Origin of the sequence: Burkholderia ubonensis (assembly GCF_902833085.1) — a bacterium.
GTDB lineage: Bacteria > Pseudomonadota > Gammaproteobacteria > Burkholderiales > Burkholderiaceae > Burkholderia > Burkholderia ubonensis.
The window spans coordinates 70,126-90,490 of record NZ_CADFEB010000011.1; the positions used below are offsets into that span (position 1 = coordinate 70,126).

Annotated in this window: 23 protein-coding genes; 17 read left to right on the top strand and 6 right to left on the bottom strand. The window is 69.7% G+C overall.

Annotated elements, in window-relative coordinates:
* Positions 1–8: 8 nt before the first annotated feature.
* From dctA to HWX31_RS28540, 3 genes are all read right to left on the bottom strand, one after another.
* A complete protein-coding gene (gene dctA, locus HWX31_RS28530; protein ID WP_174965211.1) occupies positions 9–1,289 on the bottom strand; it encodes a C4-dicarboxylate transporter DctA in 1,281 nt (426 codons plus the stop codon).
* A complete protein-coding gene (locus HWX31_RS28535; RefSeq protein ID WP_174965210.1) occupies positions 1,286–2,218 on the bottom strand; it encodes a LysR family transcriptional regulator in 933 nt (310 codons plus the stop codon). The genes dctA and HWX31_RS28535 overlap by 4 nt, the downstream gene beginning before the upstream one ends.
* A gap of 172 nt (positions 2,219–2,390) precedes the next feature.
* Positions 2,391–3,338, bottom strand: a complete 948-nt coding sequence (locus tag HWX31_RS28540; protein WP_174965209.1) for an aldo/keto reductase — start codon at positions 3,336–3,338, stop codon at positions 2,391–2,393.
* Between the two features lie 188 nt (positions 3,339–3,526).
* Between HWX31_RS28540 and HWX31_RS28545 the strand changes: the two genes are divergently transcribed.
* Positions 3,527–4,150 (top strand): HAD hydrolase-like protein, encoded by a 624-nt coding sequence (locus tag HWX31_RS28545; RefSeq protein WP_174965208.1) that lies wholly within the window; start codon positions 3,527–3,529, stop codon positions 4,148–4,150.
* A 222-nt stretch (positions 4,151–4,372) separates the two neighbouring features.
* A complete protein-coding gene (locus HWX31_RS28550; RefSeq protein WP_042588338.1) occupies positions 4,373–4,969 on the top strand; it encodes a DUF4142 domain-containing protein in 597 nt (198 codons plus the stop codon).
* Positions 4,970–5,060: 91 nt separating this feature from the next.
* Here HWX31_RS28550 and HWX31_RS28555 read toward each other — a convergent pair whose 3' ends face one another.
* Positions 5,061–5,660: a GNAT family N-acetyltransferase gene (locus tag HWX31_RS28555; protein WP_174965207.1), complete on the bottom strand. Its 600-nt coding sequence runs from the start codon at positions 5,658–5,660 to the stop codon at positions 5,061–5,063.
* Positions 5,661–5,707: 47 nt separating this feature from the next.
* A complete protein-coding gene (locus tag HWX31_RS28560; protein WP_059657949.1) occupies positions 5,708–6,643 on the bottom strand; it encodes a LysR family transcriptional regulator in 936 nt (311 codons plus the stop codon).
* Between the two features lie 103 nt (positions 6,644–6,746).
* On the opposite strand from HWX31_RS28560, the gene lysA reads away from it, so the two are divergent.
* The 4 genes from lysA (at position 6,747) to HWX31_RS28580 (ending at position 10,564) form a co-directional block, all read left to right on the top strand.
* Positions 6,747–7,985 carry a diaminopimelate decarboxylase gene (lysA, locus tag HWX31_RS28565; RefSeq protein WP_174965206.1) on the top strand — a complete coding sequence of 413 codons (1,239 nt, stop codon included), beginning with the start codon at positions 6,747–6,749 and terminating at the stop codon, positions 7,983–7,985.
* Between the two features lie 327 nt (positions 7,986–8,312).
* Positions 8,313–8,633 (top strand): hypothetical protein, encoded by a 321-nt coding sequence (locus HWX31_RS28570; protein ID WP_174965205.1) that lies wholly within the window; start codon positions 8,313–8,315, stop codon positions 8,631–8,633.
* A 1-nt stretch (position 8,634) separates the two neighbouring features.
* Positions 8,635–9,687 (top strand): hypothetical protein, encoded by a 1,053-nt coding sequence (locus HWX31_RS28575; protein WP_174965204.1) that lies wholly within the window; start codon positions 8,635–8,637, stop codon positions 9,685–9,687.
* A 4-nt stretch (positions 9,688–9,691) separates the two neighbouring features.
* Positions 9,692–10,564, top strand: a complete 873-nt coding sequence (locus tag HWX31_RS28580; RefSeq protein ID WP_174965203.1) for a bestrophin-like domain — start codon at positions 9,692–9,694, stop codon at positions 10,562–10,564.
* On the opposite strand, the gene HWX31_RS28585 is transcribed toward HWX31_RS28580, so the two are convergent.
* Positions 10,536–11,222 (bottom strand): helix-turn-helix transcriptional regulator, encoded by a 687-nt coding sequence (locus HWX31_RS28585; protein ID WP_174965202.1) that lies wholly within the window; start codon positions 11,220–11,222, stop codon positions 10,536–10,538. The genes HWX31_RS28580 and HWX31_RS28585 overlap by 29 nt on opposite strands.
* A gap of 267 nt (positions 11,223–11,489) precedes the next feature.
* Between HWX31_RS28585 and HWX31_RS28590 the strand changes: the two genes are divergently transcribed.
* The 11 genes from HWX31_RS28590 to HWX31_RS28640 all read left to right on the top strand — a co-directional run bounded on the left by HWX31_RS28590 (position 11,490) and on the right by HWX31_RS28640 (position 20,330).
* Positions 11,490–12,185, top strand: coding sequence for a DUF2589 domain-containing protein (locus HWX31_RS28590; RefSeq protein ID WP_059611300.1), 696 nt, complete (start codon positions 11,490–11,492; stop codon positions 12,183–12,185).
* An 18-nt stretch (positions 12,186–12,203) separates the two neighbouring features.
* The gene (locus HWX31_RS28595; RefSeq protein ID WP_244143867.1) at positions 12,204–13,109 is read left to right on the top strand and encodes a DUF2589 domain-containing protein; all 906 of its coding nucleotides are present in this window, start codon (positions 12,204–12,206) and stop codon (positions 13,107–13,109) included.
* Entirely contained in the window at positions 13,093–13,539 is a 447-nt protein-coding gene (locus tag HWX31_RS28600) for a lysozyme (protein WP_174966211.1), read from the top strand. The genes HWX31_RS28595 and HWX31_RS28600 overlap by 17 nt, the downstream gene beginning before the upstream one ends.
* 150 nt (positions 13,540–13,689) lie before the next feature.
* Positions 13,690–14,817 (top strand): extracellular catalytic domain type 2 short-chain-length polyhydroxyalkanoate depolymerase, encoded by a 1,128-nt coding sequence (locus HWX31_RS28605; protein ID WP_175933994.1) that lies wholly within the window; start codon positions 13,690–13,692, stop codon positions 14,815–14,817.
* Positions 14,818–14,882: 65 nt separating this feature from the next.
* Complete coding sequence (locus tag HWX31_RS28610; RefSeq protein WP_174960891.1) at positions 14,883–15,425, top strand: hypothetical protein; 543 nt, start codon at positions 14,883–14,885, stop codon at positions 15,423–15,425.
* The gene (locus HWX31_RS28615) at positions 15,422–16,042 is read left to right on the top strand and encodes a hypothetical protein (RefSeq protein ID WP_174960894.1); all 621 of its coding nucleotides are present in this window, start codon (positions 15,422–15,424) and stop codon (positions 16,040–16,042) included. The genes HWX31_RS28610 and HWX31_RS28615 overlap by 4 nt, the downstream gene beginning before the upstream one ends.
* Before the next feature lie 120 nt (positions 16,043–16,162).
* Complete coding sequence (locus tag HWX31_RS28620) at positions 16,163–16,780, top strand: hypothetical protein (protein WP_174960896.1); 618 nt, start codon at positions 16,163–16,165, stop codon at positions 16,778–16,780.
* A 65-nt stretch (positions 16,781–16,845) separates the two neighbouring features.
* The gene (locus HWX31_RS28625) at positions 16,846–17,463 is read left to right on the top strand and encodes a hypothetical protein (RefSeq protein ID WP_059610158.1); all 618 of its coding nucleotides are present in this window, start codon (positions 16,846–16,848) and stop codon (positions 17,461–17,463) included.
* 564 nt (positions 17,464–18,027) lie between these two features.
* Positions 18,028–18,834, top strand: a complete 807-nt coding sequence (locus HWX31_RS28630; protein ID WP_174960898.1) for a transporter substrate-binding domain-containing protein — start codon at positions 18,028–18,030, stop codon at positions 18,832–18,834.
* Between the two features lie 70 nt (positions 18,835–18,904).
* A complete protein-coding gene (locus tag HWX31_RS28635; RefSeq protein WP_174960900.1) occupies positions 18,905–19,564 on the top strand; it encodes an amino acid ABC transporter permease in 660 nt (219 codons plus the stop codon).
* Between the two features lie 40 nt (positions 19,565–19,604).
* Positions 19,605–20,330: an amino acid ABC transporter ATP-binding protein gene (locus tag HWX31_RS28640; RefSeq protein ID WP_174960902.1), complete on the top strand. Its 726-nt coding sequence runs from the start codon at positions 19,605–19,607 to the stop codon at positions 20,328–20,330.
* Positions 20,331–20,365: the final 35 nt, after the last annotated feature.

The window sequence follows — 20,365 nt, forward strand, 5'->3', positions numbered from 1 at the left end:
CCGCGCCGCTAAACGCCCTGCGCCGGCTCCCGCTTCCCCTCGTCGAGCACGTCGCGCAGCCGCGTGCGATCGCAGCTGCGCTGCCAGATCGACACGACGACGACCGCGCACGCATTGCTGATCACGCTCGTCAACGCGCGCGCCTCCGACATGAAGCGGTCGATGCCGACCAGCAGCGCGACGCCCGCGACCGGCAGGTCGGGCACCACCGTCAGCGTCGCGATCAGCGCGACGAGCCCGCTGCCCGACACGCCCGCCGCGCCCTTCGACGTGATCAGCATCACCGCGAGCAGCGTCGCGACCTGCGCGGCGGACAGCGGCACGTCGCACGCCTGCGCGATGAACAGCGCGGCGAGCGTCAGGTAGATCGCGGTGCCGTCGAGATTGAACGAATACCCGGCGGGCAGCACGAGCCCGACCACGCCCTTGTCGCAGCCGAGCGCCTCGAGCTTGACGAGCAGGCGCGGCAGCACCGGCTCCGTCGACGACGTCGCGAGCACGATCAGCAGCTCCTCGCGCAGATAGCGCAGCAGCCGCCACAGCGAGAAGCCGTGCAGGCGCGCGAGCGGCGCGAGCACGAGCATCACGAACAGCGCGCACGCGAGATACATCGCGACGATCAGCTTGCCGAGCGAGCCGAGCGAATCGATGCCGAAGCGCCCTACCGCGAACGCGATCGCGCCGAACGCGCCGAGCGGCGCGAGCCGCATCACGAGCGCGAGGATGCGGAACAGCACGCGCGCGATGCCCTCGACGAACGCATGCACGATGCCGTCGCGCCCTTCGGTCGCGGCGAGCGCGAAGCCGAACAGCAGGCCGACCAGCAGCACCGGCAGTACCTCGCCGGCGGCGAACGCGCCGACGAGCGTATCGGGGATGATCTGCAGCAGGAACGACGCGACGCCCGCAGCCGGCGCGCGTGCCGTGAACGAGGCGAGCGCCGACGCATCGAGATGGCGTACCGCGACATGCAGGCCGTCGCCCGGCCGCGCGGCGTAGGCGATCGCGAGCCCCACGGCGAGCGCGGCCGCGGTGAGCGCGTAGAACAGCGCGAGCGCCTTGACGATCGTGCGGCCGATGCGCGCGCCGTCGCCGAGCGCATTGATGCCGGTTACGATCGTGCAGAACACGATCGGCGCGACCATCATCCGCACGAGCGCGACGAACGCATCGCCGAGCGGCTTGAGTGCGACGCCCGCATGCGGAAACAGGTGCCCGACCGCGACGCCGAGCGCCATCCCGACCAGCACCTGCACGTACAGCAGCCTGAGCGGCCGCAGCAGCGTCACGCGTGATCCCCCGCCGCGCGCTTGCGCCGCGCGGCCGGCTTGCGGTCCTCGAGCACGTGCTGGAGGAATTCCTGCGCGGCCGGCGTCAGCGTGCGGCCGCGCCGCCGCACGATGCCGACGCGCCGCGTGACGACCGGCTCGACGAGCGGCACGCTCGTCAGGATCGGATGCGTCGGCAGCGGCATCGCCATCGACGGCACCGCCGCGACGCCGAGGCCCGCCTCGACGAGCCCGAGCATCGTCGTCACGTGCCGCGTCTCGCAGACGCTCGGCGCGCGCGGCGCGATGCCCGCCAGCGCCTGGTCGAGCAGCAGCCGGTTGCCGGAGGTCTTGTCGACCGACACGTAGTCGTATTCGTACAGCTCGCGCCACGTCACGCGCTTCTTCGCGGCGAGCGGATGGTCGCGCCGGCACGCGGCGACGAAGCGCTCCTCGAGCAGCGTCGTGAACTCGACGTCCGCCTCCTGGCTGCCCATGAAGCCGACGCCGAAATCGGCCTCGCCGCTCACCACCGCGTCGAGCACCTCGTTCGCGCTCGCGTCGATCAGCTTGATGCGGATCTTCGGATAGCGGGTGCGGAAACGCGCGATCGTGTTCGGCAGGAAGTAATACGCGACCGACGGCACGCACGCGATCGTCACGTGCCCGAGCCGGCTCGACGACACGTCGCGGATGCCGAGCAGCGCGGCGTCGAGATCGTCGAGCACCTGCTCGGCGCTCGGCGCGAACACGCGCCCGACCGTCGTCAGCGAGACGCTGCGCGTCGTGCGCTCGAACAGCCGCGCGCCGAGCGCCTCCTCGAGCTTCTCGATGCGCCGGCTCAATGCCGGCTGCGAAATGTTGATGGCGTCCGCCGCCTTGCGGAAGCTGCCGAGCTGAACCACCGCCCGGAAAGCCTGCAAGTCGGCAAGATCGAAGTTGATGCCCACGCGCTGCCCGTATGCTGGTCTGAATGCCGCTTGGTGCGGCCAGGTGCGGCTATTCTGGGGCCTGTGCGCGGGCGCTGCAAATGCGCGCGCCGGATCGCGCGGGCTCATCCGCGATCCGGCGCGATGCAAGCTGACGAAACGATTACAGAAAAAACGCGACGACGCGTGTCGGTCAGTACGCGCTGGCCTCGTCGAGCCGCTTCACGTCGTCCGCGTCGAGCGCGAGCCGGATCGCCGCGCCGAGATCGTGCAGCTGCTCGAGCGACGTCGCGCTCGCGATCGGCGCGGTGATGCTCGGCCGCGCGATCTGCCACGCGAGCGCGACGGCCGTCGGCGTTGCGCGGTGCTTGTCCGCGACCGCATCGAGCGCGGCGAGAATCCGCAGCCCGCGCGCATCGAGATAGCGCGCGACGTGCTCGCCGCGCGTGCTCTTCGTCAGGTCGTCGGTCGACCGGTACTTGCCGGACAGGAAGCCGCTCGCGAGCGCGTAGTAATTGATGACGCCGAGCTTCAGCTCCGTTGCCGCCGGCTCGATGTCGCGTTCGTATTCGGCGCGATCGTAGAGGTTGTATTCGGGCTGCACGACCTGATACTCAGGCAGGCCGTCGCGGCGGCTGATCGCGGCGGCCTCGCGCAGGCGCGCGCCGCTGATGTTCGATGCGCCGATGATCCGGACCTTGCCTGCATCGACCAGCGTCCGGTAAGCGCCGAGCGTTTCCTCGAGCGGCGCGGAATCCGGGAGGTCCGCGTGCGAGAAATAAAGATCGATGTAATCGGTCTGCAGGCGGCGCAGCGACTCGTCGGCCGCCTTCAGGATGTTGTCGCGCGACAGGCCCGCGCGCGCTTCGAGCAGGCCGACCTTGGTCGAGATCACGACGTCGTCGCGCCGGCCGCGGCGCTTCAGCCACTTGCCGATGATCGTCTCCGATTCGCCGCCGCGGTTGCCGGGCGCCCACGCCGAATAGATGTCGGCCGTGTCGATGAAGTTGATTCCGTGATCGGCCAGCGCGTCGAGCAGCGAGAACGACGTGGCTTCGTCGGCCGTCCAGCCGAACACGTTGCCGCCGAACACGAGCGGCGAGACCTGGATCGAAGACGTGCCGAGCGAACGCAATGCCATGATGAGCCCCCTTGAATACGTGTCGAGAAACCTCGCGGCGCGCTCCGCCGCGATCGGAGCGGTCATGCTAGTGGACGCGCGGCACAGGCTCCAAGCGAATTCGCGCAATAAGGTATGCATGTTTCGCGCAAAGCGCATCGCGGCATGACGAACCGATTACAATCGCGGCCACTGTTGCACCAACTGCCATGAGCTACCAACTGATCGCGTTCGACTTCGACGGCACGCTCGCCGACTCGTTCGACTGCTTCCTCGCGGCGCTGTCGCAAGCGTCGCGCCTGCACGGCTTTCGCGACGTCGACGACACGCTCGTCGCCACGCTGCGCGGCCTGTCCGCGCGCGACATCATCCGCGCGCTCGAGGTGCCGCCGTGGAAAGTGCCGCGCGTGACGCTCGACATGCGCCGGCTGATGCAGCAACGCATCGCCGACGTGACGCTGTTTCCGGGCGTCGCCGAAACCTTCGACGCGCTCGCGGCGCGCGGCGTGCGGATCGCGATCGCGACATCGAACAGCGAGGCGGTCGTGCGCGACCGGCTCGGCGCGCAGGCGTGCCGTCACGTCGGGCACTTCGCGTGCGGCATTCCGCTGTTCGGCAAGTCGCGCCGGCTGCGCGCGCTCGCGCGCGACGCGGGGCTGCGTACCAACGACGTGCTGTACGTCGGCGACGAGATCCGCGACGCGGACGCGGCGCGCCGCGCGAACGTCGCGTTCCAGGGCGTCGCATGGGGCTACACCGCGCCCGACACGTTGCAGAAGCATTGCGCGACGCCGCTGCTGACCCGCTTCGACGCGCTGCTCGACGTCGTGTAACCGGCGCGCGTCCATTCGTCTTACCAACCGTTACACAAGCGACAGCACGGTTTCACCTACGGGCAAACCCCTCTCCTAGAATCATTCGGGCCGGGACTCGCTTCGACCGGCGCCGCGGCAGAGCGGCGGTCCAACCCGGCCCGGGCACGCGCCCGGTCTCTCGCACAGCTACGGATCACACTATCCGTCCCTCAACTCGAGCCCCGATTGAAAGGAGGTCCCATGAACCGTTTTCCGAACGCTTCGCGCCTTGCGCTGTCTGCCGCCGGTCTGCTTCTCGTCGCCGTGACGGCGACCGCGCAAACCGCCCAACCGGCTCAACCCGGCCAGCCGGCCGAACCGGCACAAACCGCGCCGTCGGCCGGCGCGCCGCGGCTCCACGAAGCCGACCAGTCGTTCATCAACGACGGCACGAAAACCGTCTCGACGCAACGCGGCGCGGCGCGAATCGCCGACTCCCGCTCGTCGGACAGCCAGGTCAAGGCATTCGCGCAGCGCGTGAGCGCCGACGATGAAAAGATCATCCAGGCCATGCGCGCCGCGAGCCCGCGCGGCGTCGACGTGCCGCACAACGATCCGGACACGGCCGTGCTCGACAGCATCAAGACCCTGCGCGGCGCGGAGTTCGACAAGGCCTATATCGAGCAGGTTGCGCTCGCCGGCCAGCAGAAGGCGATCTCGGCGTTCCAGGCTGAAATCGCGGCGGGCCGCGACACGAAGCTGAAGGAAGTCGCGCGCCAGGCGCTGCCGATCCTGCAGGCGCATTACGCCGACGCACAGAAGCTCGCGCAGCGTCATCACCTCGCATCGGCGCAGTAACGCGCCCGGCATGCCGCGCGCGGCGCGGCTGCCTGCTTCCCGCTGTCTTGCCGCCGCCGGCCCCCTCTCCCGGCGGCGGCCCCGCCGCCCGCTACCGCGCGAGCCGCTCCCGCAGCCGCGCCTTCACGTCGGGCCATTCGTCGTCGATGATGCTGAAGCGCACCGAGTTGCGTTTGCGGCCGTCCGGCATGATCCGCTCGTGACGCACGATCCCCTCCTGTTTCGCGCCGAGCCGCAGGATCGCCGCGCGCGATTTCTCGTTGAGCTCGTCCGTCGTGAACTGCACGCGCACGCACCGCAGCGTCTCGAACGCATACGTGAGCAGCAGCCATTTCGCCTCGGTGTTCACGCGCGAGCGCTGCACCGATTCGCCGAGCCACGTGTGGCCGATTTCGAGCTTGCGGTTCTTGCGGTCGATCTTCCAGAAGCGCGTGCTGCCGACGACCCGGCCGGTCGCGCGCTCGACGATCGCGAACGGCATCACGGTGCCCTCCGCGCGCCCCTGCAACGCAGCCGCGAGATACGCGTCGATCGTGTCGGGCCCCGGCACGACGGTGACCCGCAGGTTCCATAGCTGCCCGTCGGCGGCGGCCGCCAGCAGCGCCTGCGCATGCGATGCGTTGAGCGGCTGCAATTCGACGTGTTCGCCGGTGAGGGTCGGCTGTGCGGGCAGGACGGGCGAAGCGGTCATGAGACTTCCCGGGTCGGGTTACAGAGGGAAACGGCGCGAAACGTCGATCATACGGCCGCGCGCCGGCCGAGATGCGCGGCGAGCCGGCCGCGGATCGCATCCGCCTCGTCGCGCAGCGCGCCGGTGAACGCATCGACGAGCAGGCTTTTCGGCCGGTGCTCGGGCACGATCACGCTGACCCGGTAGGGGAACGAGCGCGCGAGCGGCCGGATCTGCAGGTCGCGCCCCGCGAAATCGAGCGCGGTCAGCGGATTGACGATCGCCGCGCCGAGCCCCTGCCGCACGAACGCGCACACCGACACGGCCGACGGCGTCTCGACGACCGAGCGCGGCGCGACGCCGAGCTGCGCGAACGCTTCGTCGATCATGATCCGGTACGGGTCGTTCAGCGACAGGCTGACGAACGGGCGATCCGCGAGATCCGCGAGCTCGATCGTCCCCTTCGCGAGCAGCGGATGGCCGTCCGGCAGCACGCACACCTCGTCGGCCTCGAACAGCGGCGTGAGCACGGTGCCGGCCGGCGCGACGTCGTGCTCGGTGAGGCCGAGGTCGTAGCGCTGCGCGGTGAGCCACTCCTCGAGCACCGGCGACTCCTGCGTCGCGACCGACACGCTGACGCCCGCATGCGCCGCATGAAAGCGCCGGCACGCGCCCGGCAGGATCGCGTGCGAGAACGCAGGCAGCGCGATCACCGACAGCTGGCCGTCGCGAAACTCGCGGAGCCGCGCGGCCGTCGCCGCGACGCGCTCCAGCCCCACATACGCGAGCCGCACGTCGTCGAACAGCGTGAGCGCGGCCATCGTCGGCCGCAGTCGCCCGTGCGCGCGCTCGAACAGCGCGAAGCCGACGATCTGCTCCATCCGCGCGAGCTCGCGGCTGATCGTCGGCTGCGACGTGTAGAGCATCTCGGCCGCGCGGGTCGCGCTGCCGGTGACCATCAGCGCGCGGAACACCTCGATGTGGCGATGCGTGAGCGTAGCCATATATATCCAGAATGAATCGAATTTCGGCAAAACGGCATTTTACTGGATGACCGTTCAGGTGCATCATGCCCTCTATCCGTTCATTCGACCCGCTTCATTCGTCATGTCCCTCGATTCCCGCCAGCTCGCGACACTCGCGCAACAATACGGCACCCCGCTGTGGGTCTACGACGCCGACGTCATCCGCGACCGCATCGCGCAGCTGCGCCGGTTCGACGTGATCCGCTACGCGCAGAAAGCCTGCTCGAACGTCCACATCCTGAAGCTGATGCGCGACGAAGGCGTGCTCGTCGACGCCGTGTCGCTCGGCGAGATCGAGCGCAGCCTCGCGGCGGGGTTCCAGCCTGACGGCGACCCCGAAGGCGTCGTGTTCACGGCCGACCTGATCGACCGCCCGACGCTCGCGGCGGTGCTCAAGCACGGCGTGACCGTCAACGCGGGCTCGCTCGACATGCTCGCGCGCATCGGCGAGCATGCGCCCGGCCACCGCGTGTGGCTGCGCATCAACCCGGGCTTCGGCCACGGCCACAGCAACAAGACCAACACCGGCGGCCCGCAGAGCAAGCACGGCATCTGGATCGGCGACGTGCCGCGCGCGATCGAGATCGTGCGCCAGTACGGGCTGAAGCTCGTCGGCATCCACATGCACATCGGCTCGGGCGTCGACTACGGCCACCTGTCGCAGGTGTGCGACGCGATGGTCGACCTCGTCACGTCGCTCGGCCACGACATCGACGCGATCTCGGCGGGCGGCGGCCTGTCGATCCCGTACCGCGACGGCGAGCCGCGCGTCGACGTCGATCACTACTTCAGCCAGTGGGACGCCGCGCGCAAGCGGATCGAGCAGCATCTCGGCCACCCGGTGCGCATCGAGATCGAGCCGGGCCGCTTCCTCGTCGCCGAATCCGGCACGCTCGTCGCCGAAGTGCAGTCGGTCAACCGCCGGCCGAAGCACGACTTCGTGCTGATCGACGCGGGCTTCAACGACCTGATGCGCCCGGCGATGTACGGCAGCTATCACTGCATCACCGTGCACGCGCCCGACGGCGCGACGCCGGAAGGCCGGCCGCAAGCGCACGTCGCGATCGCGGGGCCGCTGTGCGAATCCGGCGACGTGTTCACGCAGGACGCGGGCGGCGTGGTCACGCACCGTCATCTGCCGCAGCCGCAGATCGGCGACCTGCTGTTCCTGCACGACGCGGGCGCATACGGCTCGTCGATGTCGTCGAACTACAACAGCCGGCCGCTCGCGCCGGAAGTGCTCGTCGATCGCGGCGCGCCGCGCCTGATCCGGCGCCGGCAGACGATCGCCGAACTGCTCGCGCTGGAGCTGGACGCGTAAGCGGGTCGCTCCATCTCGTTTCAAGATCGCATCGCAATGGCCGCCGCACGCATGCGGCGGCCGGTTTCTCCTCCCTTTATCGCGTTCGACCGCGCGGTAACCGATCAGCGCAATTGATCGCACTCCTCTTCATTTCATTTCGGGATTTCCGCTGCGCACGTGCATCGCGGCCCATCCACGCCAACCGCGCATCCGGCACGACGCCATAGGCCGTTCGTCACGCCGCGGTCCATGACGACTGCCGCATTGTCCGCGCGACGCGCGCCACGCACAGTGCGACCACGGGTCCGCGCACGACGCGCGACACCCGGTCAACGGAATCCCGTCATGAAACAGTTCGTCCGCGTCATCTCCGTGCGCCGCGACCGCGCGGCCAAGCGCGCGCATCCCGACGCGCCGCGCTGCGTGATCGACTTCGTGCCGTCCACCGACGTCGCGTTCCCCGTGCCGCGGCCGCTGCAATACAGCGCGCACCACGACGGCCACGCCGCCACGCAGGTCGCGGTGTTCGAGGTCGACCGCACGCGGCTGCGCCGGACGCGCGTCGCGCCGGCCGCCTGCCTGCGCCATCCGGGCGCGGATGCCGGCGAGCGGGTCGCGATCCACGCATTCACGGTCGACGTGCCGGCCCCGGGCGGAGCGCAATGAAATGGACACGTTCCGCTTCGCGCGCTGGCTCGACGGCCGGCGCCGCCCGCCCGTGCCGCCGCCCGCGCCGCGCGCGGCGGACGGGCTCGCCGCGCAGCTTTGCGACGAATGCGAGGCGATGGCGCGCTTCGCGCTGCATCACGGGCTGCCCGTCGAGCCGGACACCGTCGCGCAGCTCGCGACACTGATCGGGGACGGCCGCGCGCCGGCCGACGCGCCGCTCGCCCCCGCGCAGCAGCGCCTGCTCGCGACGCTCCACCGCAAGCTCGCCGCGCTCGTCGCGCCCGCCACGCCGCAGGCCGTCACGCTGCTCGACCTGCATCGCCGCAACGCGCACCCGCTCGCATGGCTCGGCCCGGTGCCGCTGATCCGGCTGCTGACCTTCTCCGCGCTCGGCTTCCTGTTCGCGGTGATCGCGACGAGCCTGTCGCCGCACGTGTCGAGCGAGAACATCGACCGCGGCTTCCTGCAGTCGGACGGCACGCTGCTGCTGTGGAACACGCTGTTCCTGCTGTGCTGCGCGGGGCTCGGCGCGTCGTTCGCGACGCTGTTTCAGGCGCACCGCTACGTCGCCGCGTCGACCTACGACCCGAAGTACGACGCGTCGTACGGCGCGCGGCTGATCCTCGGCGTGATCGCCGGGCTGATCCTCGTCGAGATGCTGCCGGCCCAGCTGTTCGCGCAGGGCAGCATGCACAGCTTCGGCCGGCCCGCGCTCGCGATGCTCGGCGGCTTCTCCGCGACGGCCGTGCACCGCGTGCTGCAGCGGCTCGTCGACACGCTCGATACCCTCGTGCAGGGCGACCGCTCGGCCGACGTCGACGCGACGCTCGCCGCCACCCGCGCCCGCGCCGCCGGCGAGCGCGCGCACTGGCAAGGCGAGCTCGCGGCGAGCCTGCTCGACCTGCAGCAGTCGCTCGACACGTCCGCGTCCGCCGACGCGATCCGCGCGCGCCTTGCCGCGTTCACGCGCGCGATGCTCGCCGCCGATCCGTCGCTCGCGCAGCGCGGCGCACCGCTTTCCCCCACGCAGCCCAACGACCGTCAGGAGTAGCGCCATGCTGTTTCTCTACAACATTCCCGCCGCCGCGATGGGCGCCCTGATCGTGGCCACGGTGCTCGCGGCCGCGCTGCTCGGCTATGCCGCGTCGCGGCGCGTCCTGCCCGTGCGGATCGACGCCGAACAGCGCGGCATGATCGTCGCGATGCTGTCGGCGGTCACGACGATCAACTCGCTGCTCGTCGCGTTCTCGGCCGTGTCGGTGTGGAGTTCGTATCAGGCCGCGACCGATACCGTCGCGGCCGAAGCCGCCTGCGCGACCGAGCTGTCGCGCGACCTCGCCGCGTTCCGCGTCGCCGGCACCGGTGCCGATGCCGCGCGCCGCTCGCTCGCCGACTACCTCGCGCGGGTCGTCGACGACGAGTGGCCGCAGATGCAGCAGCACGGCCGTGCCGACCCGCGCGCCGAAGCCGCGTTCGACCGGATGTTCGCGGCGATCAATCGCGTCACGCCGACCGACGAGCGCGAACGCGTGCTGCTCGGTCAGGCGATGGCGCGCGCGAACGAGATGGTCAAGTACCGGCAGGCCCGCCTGCAGAATCTCGAGTCCGCGATGCCGGGCACGCTCTGGGCCGTGATGCTGGTGTCGAGCAGCCTGTCGCTGCTGTTGCTGTATGCGCTGCCCGGCACGCGCTTCAATGTCGGTCTCGTGTCGATCTGGGCGGTCACGCTCGGGCTCGCGTTCTTTTTCGTGCTGGCGGTGGACCGGCCGTTCGCCGGCGAGGTGAGCGTGCGCGCCACGCCGATCCGGCACGCGCTCGACGGCCTGCGCGCCGCGCTGGCCGCCCCGGGGCGCGCGGCGCTCGACGCCGCGCCGGCCGGTCCGGGGCCGGCGGAGCAGGTCAGCCTGGCGGGATGCAGGCGGGCGTGAACATATAGCCGGGGGACGGATCGGCCGGCACGTGACGCGACAGCCACAAGGCCGCCTCCGTCCGGTTGCTCACGCCGATCTGCCGGAACAGCGCATACAGGTGGTTCTTGATCGTGCCCTCCGCGACGTTCAGCACGCGGCAGATCTGCTTGTTCGACTTGCCTTCGGCCAGCAGCCGCAGCACCTCGCGCTGCCTCGGCGTCAGCCGCTCGAACGCGCGCTCGTCGCCGGCCGGCGCGCCGGTCGCGCGCGCGTGCCCCGCCCCGCCTTCGCCCGCCGGCACGTAGATCGCGCCGGCCGCGACCCGGGCGAGCGCGTCCGCGAACTCGTCCGCGCTCGCGCGCCGGTCGATGATGCCGGCGGCGCCGGCCAGCAGCGCGTCGGCGATCGTCCGGCGGCACACGCCGCTGACGACGCACAGCCACGGCGTCGCGCCGAACGTCTCGTGCAGCACGTTCGGCCAGATCGTGGGCGGTGCGTGGTCGTCGCATTCGATCGTGACTGCGCCGACCGTGTCGGGCAGCAGCGCGTCGCGCAAGCGACGAACGTCCTCGGGGCGCTGGGCGGACCACACATGCCAGCTCATGTCGCGTTTACACATTACGTCTGCCACACCCGCCACGAACAACGGCGGACTGTCGATCATCAGGACGTTCATTTGCGCGGTTTCCTCGAAAGCGGGATTTAGGTTTTTTTTACTTCCCTTCCGCCGGATTTTTACCGCTGTTTGTTTCGCCGTGCACTAGGCTCGTCGCTCCGGGAAGAATGTCCTAATTCGGCCCGGCTCCGACATTTCATTCTGTTACAACAGCCTTCCCCGGGCATCGAGCGTGACGACCGTCACCTTCTCCGAACGATTCCCATTGACTAACTTGATTAACGACAGCGAATGTCCGTTGTCTTCAACAGGCAGAGGAGTTTATTCATGGACGCTAATTTCATTGGTTCGGTGATTAACGCTTTACCGATGGACCAAATGATCGCCGGACCATTAAAGGCGATGATCAGCGCGCAGACGCAAGCGGCGAAGAGTTATGCGGATTTCCTGATGCAGGTCTGCATCCAGGGCGGCAAGGCGGTGGCCGTGCAGTTCGACTACGACGAAACGCTCGTCGACGAAAGCGGCGTATCGAAGGGCGTCGTGCAGAAGACCATGCGCATCCCGCTGCTCGCCGCGATCGTCCACCCGATCATCGCGATCGAGGAAGGCACGATCGACTTCGAGATGGAGATCACGCAGTCGGAGAAGGCGTCGTCGTCGACCGAGGCCGGCGGCGAGTTCAAGGCCAAGATCGGCTGGGGCCCCGTCAGCGTCAACCTGTCCGGCCGCGTTTCGCACAAGTCGGAGCAGACGCGCAGCACCGACACGCGCGCGAAATACTCGATCCACACGCAGATCAAGCGCCAGCAGCCGCCCGAAGCGCTGATGCGCGTGATCGACTTCCTGACCGACGCGGCGACCAAGCCGGTCGTCGCCGCGGACAAGGCGAAGGACGTGAAGCCGCTGCCCGCGACGCCGACCGACGGCAAGCTGATCGGCGAGACGTCAGGCGCGGGCGCGTCGGGCGACGGCGCAGCGGCGGCGGGCACGCCGCCCGCGCAGGCCGGCGAGCACGCGTAAGCGCGCCCGGGTCCGGCCATGTTCAGGCTCTTCAAACGGCGGCGCGACGCGGCCGCGCGCGATGACAGGCCGGCCGCCGACGCGGCGGCGGGCGGGCCGTCCGACGCCGGCGAGCCGCCGGCGCCACCGGCGAGCGGCGCCCTGGGCGGGCAGCCGGGCGCGATGGGCGCGCCGTTCGCGGCGCCGGAGGCCGCGCCCGCCGTCGGCGCGTCGTCGTCCGGCGCGGCCTCCGGTACGTTGCCCGACGCGGCACCGGGGACGTCCGCCGGTCCGGCATCCGGCGCGTCGGACGGCCACGCGTCCGCCCCGCCGCCCGACGCGCCGCCGCCCGCGCCGCCCGCGCCGCCCGCGCCCCCTGCCGGCTCGCCGCCCGGCGCACCGGCCGACGCCGACCGCCCGCCGCCGCGCGGCCTCGCGCTCGACGAGATCGCGCGCGGCATGCAGCACGCCGCGGCAGCCGCGAATCAGCTGCTCGCGCATCAGTACACGGCCGTGCTCGACCAGTTCTTCGACCTGCGCGACGACGGCCTGCTCGCGCCGCGCGAAGTCCAGGTCGCGCTCGACGCCGAGCACACGATGCCGGTGCCGCTCGTCGCGCTCGCGACGCCGCGCGGCCTCGCGCTCGAGCGGATGGTCGTGCACCTGACGGTGCGCGGCGATTTCACCGAGGCGCATCCGGCCGGCGCGTTCGCCGGCGACGACCAGCGCGGGCGCTTCTACGTGACGCTCGCGCCGCGCTCGGCGAACAAGGATGCGCAAGGCAACGCGGGGCACCGCGACACCGAGCACATCGACATCGAAATGCAGTTCGCGGCGCTCGCGCCGCCCGAAGCGATCATGCGCGTGATCGACGAATACACGCATCGCCTGGTGCCGCGCGCACGGCACGGCAACGAGGAGCACCACGATGGCGAACCAGCCTGAACGCACCGGCACGCAAGGCATCGAGCTGATCAAGCATTTCGAGGGCCTGCGGCTCGCGCGGTATCTCGATGCGGTCGGCAAGCCGACCATCGGCTACGGCCACCTGATCCTGCCGCACGAGCGCTTCACCCGCCCGCTCACGCCGGCCGAGGCCGACGCGCTGCTGCGGCAGGACCTGCGCAGCGCCGAGCTGGGCCTGCGCAAGCTGCTGCGCGTGCCGGTCACGCAGCAGCAGTTCGATGCGCTGATGTCGTTCGTCTTCAACCTCGGCTCGGGCCGCCTGCGCTCGTCGACGCTGCTGCGCTACCTGAACGCCGGCGCGCCGGCCCGCGCGGCCGACCAGTTCCTGGTCTGGAACAAGGCGGGCGGGCGGCCGCTCGCGGGCCTCACGCTGCGCCGCCGGGCCGAACGCGCGCTGTTCCTGTCGTGAACGGCACAGGCGGCGCGCAACGATCGTCACGGGTCGCCGACCGTGCCGTTCGCGCCATTCACCGCGCCGCGCGCCGCACCTAAGCTGAAGCCGTCGCCTTACGAAACCGCATCCCCGCACATCAACGATTCGTCACCACAGGAGCCCAGCATGAACGTCACTCCCCGGCCCGGCCGCCCGGCGCCGCCCCGCTTCGCCCTCCCGCGCCTGCCCCGCGCCGCGCGCGCCGCCGTTGCCGCGGCCGCGCTCGTCGCCGGGGCGGTCGCGGCAGTCGCGCCGCAAGCCGCCTGCGCGGCCGGCGCGGCGCCGCTGCCCGCTTACGCCGCCGACCTGACGCGCACGTCGGTGTCCGGCCTGTCGTCCGGCGGCTTCATGGCGGCGCAGTTCGACGTCGCGTATTCGAGCCGGCTGATCGGCGCGGGCATCGTCGCCGGCGGGCCGTTCTACTGCGCGGGCGTGAACGAGCTGATCGAGCCGGCGATCGCCGCGATGACGCTGTGCATGCAGCCGGTCGGCCCGGCGCCGTCCGCGAACGACGCGTGGCGCAACGCGCGGACGTTCGCGCAGCGCGGCGAGATCGACGATCCGGCGAACCTGCGCCGCCAGCGCATCTACGTGTTCAGCGGCGCGAAGGACACGGTCGTGCGGACACCCGTCGTCGACCAGACCGTGCGCTTCTACGAGCTCGCGCAGGTGAGCGCCGCGAACCTCCAGTACCGGCGCCATCCGGACGCCGGCCACGCGTTCGTCACGAGCCGCCCCGGCGATGCCGCGTGCAGCGCGAACGCGAGCCCGTACATCGACAATTGCGGCTTCGAGCAGGCGCACGACATCGTCCGCTGGATCTACGCGACGCCCGACAAGCCGCTCAACCCGCCCGCCGCGCAGGCCGGCGGCAGGCTGCTCGCGTTCGACCAGCGCGCGTTCGACCCGCAGCGGCGCGCGTCGCTCGACGACACCGGCTACGCGTATGTCCCGGCAGCGTGCGAGCGCGAGACGTGCGCGGTGCACGTCGTGTTCCACGGCTGCGTGCAGAACGTCGCGACGGTCGGCGAGCGGATGATCCGCGGCACCGGCTACAACGAGATCGCCGACACGAACCGGCTGATCGTGCTCTATCCGCAGGTCGCGAAGTCGGCGGCGAACCCGCTCGGCTGCTGGGACTTCTGGGGCTATACGAGCGCCGAGCCGACCCGGCCCGGCTTCTATCGCCGCGACGCGCCGCAGATGGCCGCCGTGATGCAGATGGTGCAGCGCCTCGGCGCCGCGCGCCCGTGAGCCGCATGCCGTCACGGCCCGCCGCTTCCACCAACCTCGCACGATTCACACGACAAGGACCCGTCATGTTTTCTTCGCTGATTGCCCAATGGGAAAGCGCGAACCTCGGCGCGCTCGAGCTGTTCGGCAAGGTCGTCGCGCAGACGACCGGCGCCGGCAGCGCACCCCGCGGCCCCGCGTGGCGCGCGTTCGCGCACACCGCGCTGCTGACCGGACATCACTATCTCGACGCCTGCCAGGCCGCCACCAACACGCTGTGGCGCGACCACATCGAGCGCGTCGGGCTAAAGCAATCCGCCGCCGCGGTCAAGGAGCTGGCCGCGCTGAACGCCGACCTCGCGACGCGTTTCATGCAGAGCCACCTGCAGCACGCGGGCGCGCTCGCCGACGCCGCCGCGCAATGCGTCGACGATCTCGGCCGCACGCGCGGCCCCGGCGACGCCGCGATGGCGCTCGGGCGCTTCGCCGGCGACCTGCACGCGCAGACCCGCGCGCACGCGCTGCACGTGTCGTCGCTGACCGCGGGCATCGCGCCGGCCCTCGCGCAATGGGCCGACCGCAACCTGCGCGACGACCCCGACGCGGGCGCGACGGAGCAAACGTCATGAACATCCGGCTCCGGTTCGTCAACCGCTCGAACGATTGCGGCAACAGCGAGGTGGTGCTGTTCCAGCGCGACGTGATGCCCGACTTCAACGAACTCGCGATCGCGTGGAAGGTGATCCGCTATTGCGGGCGCGACTGCGTCCATCCGTTCGAATACGCGACCGACATCGAGGTCGCGCTCGGCGACGAGCACGGCAACTTCTCGCCGCGCGTCGCCGCGCCGGCGGGCGCGCGCTTCGCGATCGACCCGCTGCCGAGCGGCCGCGGACGGCTCGCGCCGGACACGGCGGACGCCGCGGGCGGCGACGTCGAAGTCGTGAACCGCCTGACGCGCGGCGCGGTGAACGTCAACGCGTTCTGCGCGGGCCGGCTGATCGCCGCGAAGCACGCGGTCGCGCCGGGCCAGAAGGCCGTGTTCCGCTTCACGCCCGCGCTGTGGATCGCCGTCGCGTCGCAGGTGCAGGAAAGCCACGCGCTGAACGCCGCGGTGCTGTCGAGCGCCAACACGCTGCTGCCGCTCGCGGGCGTCGCCGCCGCGGACATCGTGATGACGGGCGGCGGCACCGGCGCCGATGCCCAGCCGTTCGGCTTTGCGCTCGAGCAGGTCGAGCAGCGGTAGCGTCCGGCGCGTTTTTTCTTCGATCTTTTTTTCCTGGTTTGACGATCTGGCTTCATGGCCAGGCCGGTGGGAAGGTGCGCGGCAAACCGATTGCCGTCTTTCAACTCAAGGAGCAACGACGTGGATATTCAACTGAACCTGATCAACCGCTCGAACGATGCGAACAATTCGAGCATCGTGATTTTCCAGAAGAACGTCGCGACCGATTTCGACGAGCTCGCGATCGCGTGGAAGGTGATCCGCAACTGCGGACAGGGCGACAACCATCCGTTCAAGTTCCCGATGACGATGAGCGTGAGCGCGAGCGACGCCTACGGCAACCACATGCCGCAGCAGAGCGCGACCAACGGCCAGGTGTTCCAGGTCGTGCGCTCCACCTCGGGCGACGTGCTGCAGCTCGGCGGCGACCCGGGCGCGAGCAGCGAGGTGCAGGTCCGCAACGACCTGCCGGCGGGCGCGGTGAACGCGACGATCTACAAGGACGGCAGCGCGCTCGCGCGCAAGACGTCGATCGCGCCGGGCCAGAAGGCGGTGTTCCAGTTCAAGCCGACGCTGTGGATCGGCGTCGCGTCGCAGATCGAGCAAGGCGCGCTGATGAACTCGGCGGTGATCTCCGACATCAACACGGAACTGTCGCTGCTCGGCATCGCGAGCGCCGACATCGTGATGACCGGCGGCGGCCCGGGCCCGCGCTCGCAGCCGTTCACGTTCATCCTCGAAAACGTCGTGATGGCGTAACACCCGACGCGCGCCGGCGGGCTCCGCCGGCCGCTTTCATTCAGGCATCCGAATCAAGGTGACTCATGGACATCAAGCTCAATTTCGTCAATCTGTCGAACGACGTCAACAATAGCCAGGTGGTGATCTTCCAGAAGAACGTGTCGACCGACTTCGACGAGCTCGCGATCGCGTGGAAGGTGATCACGAACTGCGGGCGCGGCGACAATCATCCGTTCGTCTTTCCGCTGCTGACGACCGTTTCCGCGAGCGACGCGGACGGCAACTACATGCCGCAGAAGCGCGCGGACAACGGTCAGCTGTTCAGCGTGTCGCGCGCGACGTCGGGCAACGTGCTGGCGCTCGCGGGCCCGGCGCCGACGTCGCGCGAGATCCAGTTGCGCAATGACCTTCGCCAGGGCGCGATCACCGCGTCGGTCTTCAAGGACAGCCGCCTGCTCGCGCGCAAGACCGGCATCGTGCCGGGGCAGAAGGCGGTGTTCGAGTTCAAGCCGACGCTGTGGATCGGCACCGCGTCGCAGATCGAGCAGGGCGCGGTGATGAACTCGGCGGTGATCTCCGACATCAACACCGAGCTGTCGCTGCTCGGCATCAAGAGCGCCGACATCGTGATGACGGGCGGCGGCGGCGGTACGACCGCGACGTCGTACCAGTTCAAGCTCGCGAACGTCGTGATGGGCTGAGCCCGGCGACGCCGGCTGGCGCGCGCCATGCGCGCCGGTCGATCGATTTCGACGAGGCAAGGGGTCGGGTGAACCCTCACCTCGCGTCGTAGCACCCGATGCTGCGCAATGCGTGCAACCCCAGCAGATCGCGTGTGTCACCGTTGCCAAAGAGAGAAAAACATTCCACGCAACGAAGAAAGTCCGTGCGTTTTTGGAAGCACTTTCCTTTTTGACGAAACTAAGATTGCCCTCAGTCGTTCAGCAGTCGTGGTCGCCGGATACGCAGCACCGACGCATCCGGTCTACAACACTCACAAGCCGCACGGGCAATCATGAACACCATGCTTGAACTCTTCGCCGCCCTCCTTCGCTCCGGCACCTCGCGCCGGCGCCCGAGCCGTGCCGCGCCCGCGCGCGATCGCACGCCGGAACGCACACCGTAACTCACGCACGCGGCCGGTCCGCCGGCCCCCGCGTTTTCCGCGCCGTGTGACACACGGCCCCCTGCCCGCCCACGGCGACGCCGCCCGTCGCCGCGGACGCGCTCACCCTGATTTTTCAACGACGACCCAGGAGACAACCATGAAGCGCCTCGCCCCGATATTCAAGTTCAAGCAAGGTTTCGCCGCCGCGCTGCTGTGCGTCGCCGCCGCGACGTCGCACGCGGCCGACCTGCTCGACACCGTCAAGCAGGCCGGCGTGCTGAAGATCGCGCTGGAAGGCACCTACCCGCCATTCGACTACCGCAACGCCGACGGCCAGCTCGAAGGTTTCGACGTCGACGTGGCGAAGGCGGTCGCCGCGCGCCTCGGCGTGAAGCCGCAGTTCGTCACGACCGAATGGAGCGGCATCCTCGCCGGGCTGCAGGCCGGCAAGTTCGACGTGATCGTCAACCAGGTCGCGATCACGCCGGCGCGCAGGCAGGCGCTCGATTTCAGCCAGCCGTACGTGTATTCGTCCGCGCAGCTGCTGCAGCGGCAGAACGACACGCGCGCGTTCAAATCGCTCGACGAACTGAAGGGCAGGAAGGTCGGCGTGACGATGGGCAGCAACTACGTCGACCTCGTGAAAACCGTGCCCGCGATCGACCTGCAGGTGTATCCCGGCACGCCGGAGAACCTGCGCGACCTCGCGGCCGGCCGCATCGACGCGGCGGTCAACGACCGGCTGATGCTCGGCTACCTGATCAAGAACTCGCACCTGCCGCTGCGCCCCGGCTCCGTGCTCGCGGGCGGCGAGGACCAGATGGGCATCCCGTTCCGCAAGGGCAACCCGAAGTTCGCGAAGGCAATCGACGATGCGCTCGCGTCGCTGCAGCAGGACGGCACGCTGAAGAAGCTGTCGCTGCAGTGGTTCGGCGCCGATACGACCAAACCCGTCACGCAGTGACGCAGCCCCACCGGCACGCGCCGCGCGCACGGTCGTGCGACGCGTGCGGCCAACCCTCAGGAGACACGCGATGGAAGCACTCGACCTGGTCGTCCGCACCCTGCCCGCGATGGCAATGGGCGCGGCCCTCACTCTGAAGTTCGCGGTGGCGTCGATGGCGCTCGGCCTGCTCGCGGGGCTCGCGATCGCGGTGATGCGCATCGGCAGCAACCGGCTCGCGGCCGGCCTCGCGCAGGGCTACGTGAGCGTGATGCGCGGCACGCCGCTGCTCGTGCAGATGTTCGTCGTCTACTACGGGCTGCCCGACCTCGGCATCACGCTCGACCCGACGTCGGCCGGCATCTTCACGCTGACGCTCAACGCGGCCGCATACCTGTCGGAGAGCATGCGCGGCGCGATCCTCGGCATCGGCCGCGGGCAATGGGCGGCTGCGCACAGCCTCGGTCTCACGCACGTGCAGACGCTGCGCCACGTGATCTGCCCGCAGGCGCTGCGCCTTGCGGTGCCGAGCCTCGGCAACACGCTGATCAGCCTGATCAAGGACACGTCGCTCGTCTCCGTGATCACCGTGACCGAACTGCTGCGCTCGACGCAGGAAGTGATCGCCGCGACGTTCCAGCCGCTGCCGCTCTATCTCACGGCCGCCGCGATCTACTGGGTGCTGAGCACGCTGCTCACGCGGCTGCAGGCGCGCGTCGAAACCCGTCTCGCGCTGCCGACCGCGCATTGAGCGCGCGGCCCCTTCCCTCGATCACAACGACGGACAGAACATGATTACGCTCGACAACGTTTCAAAGTGGTACGGCAAGCATCAGGTGCTCGCGGATTGCAGCGCGGCGGTATCGAAAGGCGAAGTGGTCGTCGTGTGCGGGCCGTCGGGCTCCGGCAAGTCGACGCTGATCAAGACGATCAACGGCCTCGAACCGTTCCAGCAAGGCAGCATCACCGTCGACGGCACGCGGCTCGGCGATCCGGCGGTGAAGCTCGCGCAGCTGCGCGCGCGGGTCGGCATGGTGTTCCAGCATTTCGAGCTGTTTCCGCACCTGTCGATCATCGACAACCTGACGCTCGCGCAGGTCAAGGTGCTCGGCCGCCGCAAGGACGAAGCGACCGACAACGGCGTGAAGCTGCTCGACCGCGTCGGTCTGAAGGCGCACGCGCACAAGTATCCGGGGCAGCTTTCCGGCGGACAGCAGCAGCGCGTGGCGATCGCCCGGGCGCTGTCGATGAACCCGGTCGCGATGCTGTTCGACGAGCCGACCTCCGCGCTCGACCCCGAGATGATCAACGAAGTGCTCGACGTAATGGTCGAGCTCGCGCGCGACGGCATGACGATGGTGTGCGTCACGCACGAGATGGGCTTCGCGAGAAAGGTCGCGCATCGCGTGATCTTCATGGACCAGGGCGCGGTCGTCGAGGACGCGGCCAGCGACGCATTCTTCCATGCGCCGCGCTCGGAACGCGCACGCGACTTCCTCGACAAGATCCTGCACTGACCGCGCGGCGCACGCGCCGCCGCTGCGAACCGATC

Excerpts from the sequence above, each read along its gene's own strand:
- HWX31_RS28585 (WP_174965202.1), bottom strand. The coding sequence starts at position 11,222 with ATGAACGTCCTGATGATCGACAGTCCGCCGTTGTTCGTGGCGGGTGTG.
- HWX31_RS28540 (WP_174965209.1), bottom strand. The coding sequence starts at position 3,338 with ATGGCATTGCGTTCGCTCGGCACGTCTTCGATCCAGGTCTCGCCGCTC.
- HWX31_RS28615 (WP_174960894.1), top strand. The coding sequence starts at position 15,422 with ATGAACATCCGGCTCCGGTTCGTCAACCGCTCGAACGATTGCGGCAAC.
- HWX31_RS28595 (WP_244143867.1), top strand. The coding sequence starts at position 12,204 with ATGTTCAGGCTCTTCAAACGGCGGCGCGACGCGGCCGCGCGCGATGAC.
- HWX31_RS28635 (WP_174960900.1), top strand. The coding sequence starts at position 18,905 with ATGGAAGCACTCGACCTGGTCGTCCGCACCCTGCCCGCGATGGCAATG.
- HWX31_RS28570 (WP_174965205.1), top strand. The coding sequence starts at position 8,313 with ATGAAACAGTTCGTCCGCGTCATCTCCGTGCGCCGCGACCGCGCGGCC.
- HWX31_RS28590 (WP_059611300.1), top strand. The coding sequence starts at position 11,490 with ATGGACGCTAATTTCATTGGTTCGGTGATTAACGCTTTACCGATGGAC.
- HWX31_RS28605 (WP_175933994.1), top strand. The coding sequence starts at position 13,690 with ATGAACGTCACTCCCCGGCCCGGCCGCCCGGCGCCGCCCCGCTTCGCC.
- HWX31_RS28610 (WP_174960891.1), top strand. The coding sequence starts at position 14,883 with ATGTTTTCTTCGCTGATTGCCCAATGGGAAAGCGCGAACCTCGGCGCG.
- HWX31_RS28550 (WP_042588338.1), top strand. The coding sequence starts at position 4,373 with ATGAACCGTTTTCCGAACGCTTCGCGCCTTGCGCTGTCTGCCGCCGGT.
- HWX31_RS28600 (WP_174966211.1), top strand. The coding sequence starts at position 13,093 with ATGGCGAACCAGCCTGAACGCACCGGCACGCAAGGCATCGAGCTGATC.
- HWX31_RS28630 (WP_174960898.1), top strand. The coding sequence starts at position 18,028 with ATGAAGCGCCTCGCCCCGATATTCAAGTTCAAGCAAGGTTTCGCCGCC.
- HWX31_RS28560 (WP_059657949.1), bottom strand. The coding sequence starts at position 6,643 with ATGGCTACGCTCACGCATCGCCACATCGAGGTGTTCCGCGCGCTGATG.
- HWX31_RS28625 (WP_059610158.1), top strand. The coding sequence starts at position 16,846 with ATGGACATCAAGCTCAATTTCGTCAATCTGTCGAACGACGTCAACAAT.
- lysA (WP_174965206.1), top strand. The coding sequence starts at position 6,747 with ATGTCCCTCGATTCCCGCCAGCTCGCGACACTCGCGCAACAATACGGC.
- HWX31_RS28545 (WP_174965208.1), top strand. The coding sequence starts at position 3,527 with ATGAGCTACCAACTGATCGCGTTCGACTTCGACGGCACGCTCGCCGAC.
- HWX31_RS28555 (WP_174965207.1), bottom strand. The coding sequence starts at position 5,660 with ATGACCGCTTCGCCCGTCCTGCCCGCACAGCCGACCCTCACCGGCGAA.
- HWX31_RS28575 (WP_174965204.1), top strand. The coding sequence starts at position 8,635 with ATGGACACGTTCCGCTTCGCGCGCTGGCTCGACGGCCGGCGCCGCCCG.
- HWX31_RS28580 (WP_174965203.1), top strand. The coding sequence starts at position 9,692 with ATGCTGTTTCTCTACAACATTCCCGCCGCCGCGATGGGCGCCCTGATC.
- HWX31_RS28640 (WP_174960902.1), top strand. The coding sequence starts at position 19,605 with ATGATTACGCTCGACAACGTTTCAAAGTGGTACGGCAAGCATCAGGTG.